The following is an 8,416-nucleotide window of genomic DNA, read 5'->3' on the forward strand; positions in this document are numbered from 1 at the left end:
AACATGTGCGGGCACCGCCGAAAACATCGCGGGACAGGTGCCATGACTCAACCTCGATTAGCGTGGTTCGGCAAGCCGAAATTACATCGGGTCATAACACTACCCTCCACAGCCTTGCCGAACTCGCCTGCGCTCGTTGGGAGGATCGCACTCCCCGCCTGTATGCGTACGTGCATAAGCAGGTGACGTCGGCGGCCGCGCGTTGGACCAGTTTCTCTCCGCAAGCGGCGTGGCGAAGGCGATCGAGTTCGCGAATCGGTCAGCGTCGGCTGCGTCAGCGTGGACTCGGCGTGGCTGAGATTCAGCAGCAGCGCCGAGAGCCGTAAAGCCGCGCGCGACCTGGCGAAGCTGATATCGCCCTGCGCGCAAAACTTGGTCCAAGAGCGGCACGTCAACATAGTTGCTGGGCGCGCAACGTTTGTCGATGGGCTTGGGCCGGGAGGCGATGTCGCGCTCGATGGCGGCCGCCAAGCCGCGTAAACGGCCTCCCACGGTTTGGATCACTCTCCTTCACGGGTAGCGCTTCGGCTTCGATATCTCTCAAGGGTGTTGGCTGTCATCTCAGCCAACCGCCGCACCAAGCGCCTGTGCCATATGCTCGGCGATCGTACGGACGTGCTGACGCGCAATGTAGCGAGCGTTGAAACTGAACCTTAGGCGCAGGCCATGAGGGTCCTCCATCGCGGCGTGGCAGTTCATCGGATACTCGAAGCGGTCGAGCCAGTCAGATTCGATGAATTCGATGTTGTCGTCCGAGGCGCCGCGAAAAGCCTGGTGGAACTGCGTGAAGTTGAAGGTCGCGAAGAACAGCTCGCCTTGCCCGTGCAGCCTGCAAACCTCGCTCAGCGGAAACAAGGCGTGGGGCTCCTGGGCTGTCAGCAACTCGTGCACGCGGCGCGTGCGATCGTGCATGTCGCCGCCGGCCTCGGCGGCAAATGGGACCAGGTTCCAGAACAAGCCCAGCGCCGCCAGCGGATCGGAAAGCCGTTCGCTGCGGCCGTTGGAAACGATGCCAACGGTCATTCTCGCTTGACCGTAATCGGCTTCGAGCGTTGCGAGGTAGGCCGCCAGCACGGCGGCCTTGACCGACACGCCCCAGGCCGTTGCGCGCTTGCGCAGAGCCTCGACCTCGCGCGCTTCGATGCGTAGTTCGAGGTCGTCGCAGGGCTCGACAGCCCGGTTTGCCGGAGGCGGAAGCACCACCTGAGCGCTCGATGGCGGCAGCAGCCGGTCTTGCCAGTACGCACGCGTCGCGGCTGACCGTGCCGCTTCTCGTTCAAGCGCAACGTGCTCAATGAACACCGGATGGGCCGGTACCGTTGGCTTGATGGTTTCGCCCGCGTGTAGTCGCCGGTACAGCGACCACAGCTCGGCGAGGAAGTGCTGGTTGCCCCAGCCGTCGTCCATGGCGTGGTGGATGGAGAGGAGTATCACGAACTCGTCGTCGGACACATCGAACCAGTGGAATCGTTGGCCGCCACCGTCGTCAGCGGTGCCGAACAGCGGTTGGCAGCGGTCTTCGGCAATGAGCCGGGCGATGCGCTGACGCTGCAGGGCGTCAGCCTCCCCCCGCAGGTCGTGGCGCCGCATCCACGGGTGGTGCTTCTTCTTCACGCCCTGCCAGAGTTCGCCCGAGGCTGCCCGCAATAGCACGGTGCGCAGCACCGGCTGGCGTGCCACGACGAGGTCGATCGCCTGCTGCATTGCGTCGGCGCGGTGGCCGCGATGGCGCACACGCGACCACATCTGAACGTGGTAAACGCCGTCGGCGCGTCGCTCGGATACTTCGTAGGCGCGAACCATCTGCGCTTGCATGGCGGTCAGCGGCGTGACCGACTCCAGGTCGTTCCGGGAAATGAACTCCGCGGGGGTCTGCCAGTCGGGTTGCGGCGATTGCCATGAGGAGGCTCCCGTGGCGTGGGAGCCGAGGTGTCGGGCCAAGCCGGCAATGGTTTGGTGCTGGAACAGATCGCGCACGCTGAAAGCAAGGCCTGCTTCGCGCGCAGCGTGGGCCAGGCTCACGGCCAGCATTGAGTCACCGCCGAGCGCGAAGAAGTTGTCCTGCGTACCAACCTTTGCCACGCGAAGCACTCGCGCGAACAGATTGCACAGAGCGCTTTCGGTCGACGTCTGCGGAGCGACATATGCGGCCCCCTCATCTCCCGTCGCTGCCGGTTCGGGCAGGACCTGTGTGTCGATCTTGCCGTTGGCGGTGAGCGGCAACGCATCGACCACTGCGATGCCGGCCGGCACCATGTGCTCAGGCAGTTGCGCCTGCAGCCATGCCCGCAGCGCCGCAGGCGTAAGCCGTTCGCCGGCCTGTGGCACCACGTACGCCAACAGGCGCTGCCCTTCCCCGCCCGGTTGGTTGCGTGCCAGCACGAGCGCCGTCGCCACGCCCGGTGCTCGTGCGAGGGCCACCTCGACCTCGCCCAGCTCGATGCGGAAGCCTCGCACCTTCACCTGGTGGTCGATTCGGCCCACGTATTCGAGGCTGCCGTCGTTGCGGCGCCGTGCGAGGTCGCCGGTGCGGTACATGCGCGCGCCCGCGCGGCCGAAGGGGTCGGGCAGAAAGCGCTGCTCGGTCAGCTCGGGCCGGCGCAGGTAGCCGCGGCAGACACCCGCACCTGCCACGTGCATCTCACCCACCACGCCACGAGGCACCGGCTGGCTTTCGCCATCGAGCAGGTACAGCGACAGGTCCCCGATGGATTCGCCAATAAGGCTGGCGGGCTGGGTCACGTCAGCCGGCGAGAGGGGGCGGTAGGTCACGTGCACGGTGGTCTCGGTGATGCCGTACATGTTGACCAACTGCGGCCCGTCATTGCCGAAGCGCTGGTACCACGCCGCCAGACTGCCGAAGTTGAGCGCTTCGCCGCCGAACACCACATGGCGCAGCGAAAGCTTCACGTGAGCGCGCCGCGCCACTTCACCCACCAGGCCGCGGAAGGCGGTGGGCGTCTGGTTGAGCACGGTTACCCGCTCGGCTTCGAGCAACTGCAGAAAGTCTTGCGGGGACTGCGCCACGACGCGCGGCACCACCACGGCCTGCCCGCCGTAGGCCCAAGCGCCCCAGATCTCCCACACCGAAAAGTCGAAGGCGGGCGAGTGGAACACCGTCCACACATCGCTCGCATCGAAGCCGAACCAGGCCTGCGTGCCGCTGAGCAGCCGCCCGACCTGCCGGTGCTCGATGGGCACGCCCTTGGGCAGGCCGGTCGAGCCCGAGGTGTAAATAACGTAGGCGAGGTGCGAAGGCCGCAGACCAAGCGATGCCGCTTCGATACGCGAGGCCGGCTGGCGCATCCACGCGGCGCGTTGCGCATCATCGTCCAGACAGATCGCCTCGAGCTTTGCGGGCAAGGGCCGGGCGTCACATAGCGCAGTCTGCGTGAGCAGCAGCCGCACTGCGCTGTCATCGAGCATGTGGGTCAGACGCGCGGCCGGGTACTGCGGGTCGAGCGGCACATAGGCGCCGCCCGCCTTCAGGATCGCGAGCAAGCCCTCCAGCAGATGCAGCGAGCGCTCCATGCTCAGGCCCACCAGCGTGTCGGGGCCAACGCCGCGCTCGATCAGGTGCCGAGCTAGGCGGTTGGCGCGCTCGTCGAGTTCGCGGTAGGTCCAGGCCTCGCCGCCGCAGCGGGCCGCGATGGCCTCAGGCCGCCGCGCCGCCTGCTGCTCGAACAGCTCGTGCAGGCAGTGCGGCGCAGGGTATTCGCGCGGCATGCGGCCGGCAGGGTGCAGCTCAGCCTCGCGCTCCTGCGCGCTGAGCAGCGCCAGGCGGCGCAGCGGCGCGTGTGGCTGCGCCAATGCGGCTTCCGCCAGGCGCTCGAAGTGGCCGGCCATCTGCTCGATCGAGGTGCGCTCGAACAGGGCGGTGTTGTATTCCCAGTTCAGGGCCAGGCCACCCTCGCCCGGCATGGCGTTGAGCGTCAGGTCAAAGCGCGCGGCCTGGGCGCCGAGGGGTTCGAGGCTGACGCGCAGGCCATGCAGCTCGGGCATGGCGTGGTCGTTGTTCTGCAGCGCCAGCATCACCTGGAACAGCGGCGCATGGCTGAGGCTGCGCTCGGGCTGCAGCGCGTCGACCACGTGCTCGAATGGCACGCGCTGATGGTCGAAAGCCTGCAGCGCCATGACCTTGCTGAATTCCAGGTGCTTGGCGAAACCGGTGGAAGGATCGATCTGGCTGCGCAGCACCACGGTGTTGACGAACAGGCCGATGAGTGGCTCTACCTCGCCTTCGTCGCGGTTGGCCACGGGTGTGCCGATGGCGATGTCATCCTGCCCGCTGTAACGGGCCATCAGCGCCGAGAGCAAGGCATGCAGGCCCATGAAGAGGCTGGCCGAACGCTCGCGGCAAAAGGCCTCCAGGCGTTGCAGCGTGGCACGCGGCAACCAGCGCAGCAGGGTGTCGCCTTCGGTGCCGAGCACGGCAGGGCGCGGCCGGTCCAGCGGCAGGGCGTGCAACACGGGCAGCCCGGCGAGCTGCTGCTTCCACCACGACAGGCCGGCCTCGAAACGGGCAGCCTCGTGCCGCTGCGCGGTGGCATGGTCGCGATATTGGAAGGGCAGCGGCGTCAGCGGATCGGGCAGGCCCTGCGCGAAGGCGCCGTACAGCGACTGCAGTTCGCGCGACAGCACACCGATCGACCAGCCATCGGTCACGAGGTGGTGCATGTTGAGCAGCAGCACATGCTGCTCGGCCGAAAGCGTGAATAGATGTGCGCGGACAAGCGGGCCTGTCAGCGCGAAGGCGCGTTGGGCCTCTTCCGTTAGGCGCCGTCGCAGCGTGCCCGACTGGTCGGGACCGGCCGGCAGCGGCTCACGCTGCATCGGCCACGCGCCCTGCCCGGGCTCAAACACCGGCTCGCCGGCCGGTGCCATGAGCCGCGCGCCCAGCAACTCGTGGCGGCGGGCGATGGCGTCGAGCGCACGCTGCAGATCTGCCGTGTCGAGCCGGCCCTGAAGGCGCAGCGCGAGGGGCACGTTGTAGGTCGGCAGGCCCGGGGAAAGTTGCTCGATGAACCACAAGCGCTGCTGCGCGAATGACAACGGCCATGCGGCGCCATCGGTCGCGGCCTCGACACCTCGGGCCGGAACCGCAGGGGCCTGCGGCGTGGCAGGCTGGCTTTGCAGCGCCTGCGCAAGCTGGCGCACCGTGGGCGACTCGAACAGTAGCCGCAGCGGCAGAGAGACGCCCAGCTCGGCGCGCATTCGTGAGACCACGCGCGTGGCCAGCAGCGAATGCCCGCCCAGCTCGAAGAAGCCGTCGTGCGCGCCGATGCGCGGCACACCCAGCACTTCGGACCAGATGCGCGCGATGGCCTGCTCTAGCTCGCTTGCGGGCGGGACGTGATCGGGTGCGCCGAAGTCTTCGCCGGATGGAGCAGGCAGCGAGCGGCGGTCGATCTTGCCGCTGGGGGTCTGCGGCAGCGTGGCCAGGGCCACGATGGTGCTGGGCACCATGTAGTCGGGCAACCTGTCGGCCAGCCATTCGCGCAGCGCACGCACGTCGGCGGTGACGCCCGGCTTGGCCACCACGTAGCCGATCAGCTTCTTCACTCCGGGGCGGTCTTCGCGCACTGTGGCGGCTGCCGCGGCCACGGTGTCAAAGGCCATCAGCGCCTGCTCGACCTCGGCCAGCTCGATGCGGAAGCCGCGGATCTTCACCTGGTGGTCGGTGCGTCCCAGGTACTCGATGCTGCCGTCGGGCAGGTAGCGCGCCACGTCGCCGGTGCGGTACATGCGCTCGCCCGCGGTGGACGCGAAGGGGTCGGGCACGAAGCGCTCGGCCGTCATGTCGGGCCGGTTCCAGTAGCCGCGGGCCAGGTGCAACCCGGCGATGTAGAGGTCACCACGCACGCCCACCGGCACGGGGGCGAGTTGGGCGTCGAGCACGTACATGCGGCAGTTGAAGAGCGGCTTGCCGATGGGCGGCAGGCGCGGCCACGCGCCAGGGTCTTCTTCGAGCCGGTGGCCGGTCACGAAGTGCGACTCGGTCGGGCCGTACTGGTTGTGCAGCAGCCCGCCGGGGATTTTGCGGTACATCGCCACGACTTCATCGGTCACCTGCAGCTGCTCGCCACCGCAGACGATCTCGCGCAGCGCTCCCAGGTCGGGCAGTTCGCGCGCCGCATCGGCAATGCCCTGCAGCGCCACGAAGGGGATGAACAGCCGCGCCACGCGCTCGCGCAGCACCATTTGCAGCAGTTGCACCGGGTCGCGGCGGGCCTCTTCGCCGATCATCACCACGGTGCCGCCGACCGCCCAGGTTGAGACCATCTCGTCGAAGCTCACGTCGAAGCTCAGCGGCGAGAACTGCAGCGTGCGGTCGCCCACGCCCAGCGCTGACTCGGTGAGCTGCCATTGCGCGAGGTTGGTCAGCATCTCGTGCGTGAGCGCCGCGCCCTTGGGCTGGCCGGTCGAGCCCGACGTATAGATCACGTAGCACAGGGCCAGCAGCGGCAGCTCGATGGTCGCGTCGCCATCGGGCTCGCTCCAGGTGTCCTCACAGTCATCCATGCAAACGAACGCGGCCTCGCACTCGCCCACGCGGCTGCGCAGCGCGGTGTGGGTGACGACCACCGGCGCGCCCGCATCGCGAGCCATGTAGCGCAACCGCTCGACGGGGTAGCTCGCGTCCATCGGCACGCACGCGGCGCCCGCCTTGAGGATCCCGAGCACCGCCACCGCCACGTCGAGCGAGCGCCCCAGGCAAAGCCCCACGAGCGAATGCTGCCGAACGCCCAGACGCTGCAGGTGCCGCGCAAACTGGTTCGAGCGGCGGTTGAGCTGGTCGTAGCTCAGCGAGCCCTCGGCCGAGACGGCGGCCAACACCCCCGGGTGCCGATGCGCGATCTCGCGGAACAGCTCGTGCACGGGAATCGGGCGGAACGGCGTGGCCGTGGCGTTCCAGCCCGCGACGACCTGGCGGCGCTCGGCGGCGGTCATCAGCGGCAGGTTGGCGATGCGCGTGTGCGGCGCCGCGGTGGCCGCAGCCAGCAGCACCTCGAAGTGGCCCGCCATGCGCGCGATGGTGGCGGCTTCGAACAGGTCACGGTTGTATTCCCAGTGGCCCACGTAGCCCTCGCCGGTGGGGGTCACTTCAAGCATCAGGTCGAAGCGCGAGGCGCCCGACTCGACCGGCACCGGCTCGGCCGCGAGGCCGGCAATATTTAAGGCCGGCATCTCTGTGTTCTTGAGGGTGAACATCACCTGGAACAGCGGCGAGCGGCTAAGGTCGCGCGGAAGTTTCAGGGCCTCGACGATCTGCTCGAACGGCAGGTCCTGATGGGCGTAGGCGGCCAGCGTCGACTGGCGCACTCGTTCGAGCAGGGCCGTGAAGGTCGGGGCGCCCGACAGGTCGGTGCGCAGCGCAAGGGTATTGACGAAAAAGCCGATCAGCGGCTCGGTCTCGCGGCGCGTGCGGTTGGCCACCGGGCTGCCTACCACCACGTCATCCTGGTTCGCGTGGCGCGACAGTAGCAAGTTGAACGCGGCCAGCAGTGTCATGAAGGGCGTGGCGCCTTGCGCTTGGCTCAGCGCGTCGACCTGCGCCGACAGCACGCCGCCCAGCGGGCGTTCCAACGTGGCGCCGGCGAAGGTCTGCACGGCCGGATGCGGCCGGTCGGTGGGCAGTTCCAGCGAGGACGGGGCGCCGGCCAGGGTGGCCGTCCAGAACGCGGTCTGCGCCTGCAGGCGCTCGCCGCTCAGCCACTCGCGCTGCCAGCGGGCGAAGTCGGTGTACTGGATTGGCAGCGCGGCCAACGGTGACCCGCGCTGGGCACCGAAGGCCTCGTACAAGGCCAGCACCTCGCGCACCAGCACGCCGATGGACCACGCGTCGGCCACCAAGTGGTGCAGCGTAAGCAACAGCACGTGCTCGTGCTCGCGCATGCGCAGCAGCTGCGAGCGCAGCAGCGGGCCGCGCTCCAGGTCGAAGGGCCTGGACGAGGCCTGGGCCGCATGCAAGCGCATGGCGCCTTCGGCATCGGCGAAGGCACATAGATCCACGGCCTGCAGCGATTCCAGCGGCTCGGCATGCACGATGCCCACGGCATGGCCCGCCGCATCGTGAGCGAAGGTGGTGCGCAGCGCCGCGTGCCGGCGGATCACTTCGTCCAGCGCACGCGTCAGCGCCGGCACATCGAGCGCACCGGTGACCCGCAAGGCCATCGGGATGTTGTAGGCCGCACTGCCGGGATCGAGCTGGTCGAGGAAGAACAAGCGCTCCTGTGCGAACGACAGCACATGCTGGCCGGGTGCCGCACCGAAAGCTGCAATGGTCTCGTCGCCCCCGGCTGGCAGGTTTTGCACGTCGACACGCGCAGCCAGTTGCTCGAGCGTCGGGGCCTCGAAGACGGCACGCAGGGGCAGCTCGATGTCGCGCGCCTTGCGCAGCCGGCTCACCACCTGC

Annotated in this window: 1 protein-coding gene; it reads right to left on the reverse strand. The window is 68.3% G+C overall.

Annotation, left to right across the window (positions count from 1 at the left end):
• Nucleotides 1-561 precede the first annotated feature (561 nt).
• On the reverse strand, nt 562-8,409 hold the full coding sequence (locus AC30NL_RS07440; protein ID WP_489463374.1) for an amino acid adenylation domain-containing protein: 7,848 nt from the start codon (nt 8,407-8,409) through the stop codon (nt 562-564).
• Between the last annotated feature and the right edge of the window lie 7 nt (nt 8,410-8,416).

Origin of the sequence: Rhizobacter sp. (genome assembly GCA_021153565.1) — a bacterium.
Taxonomy (GTDB): domain Bacteria; phylum Pseudomonadota; class Gammaproteobacteria; order Burkholderiales; family Burkholderiaceae_C; genus Albitalea.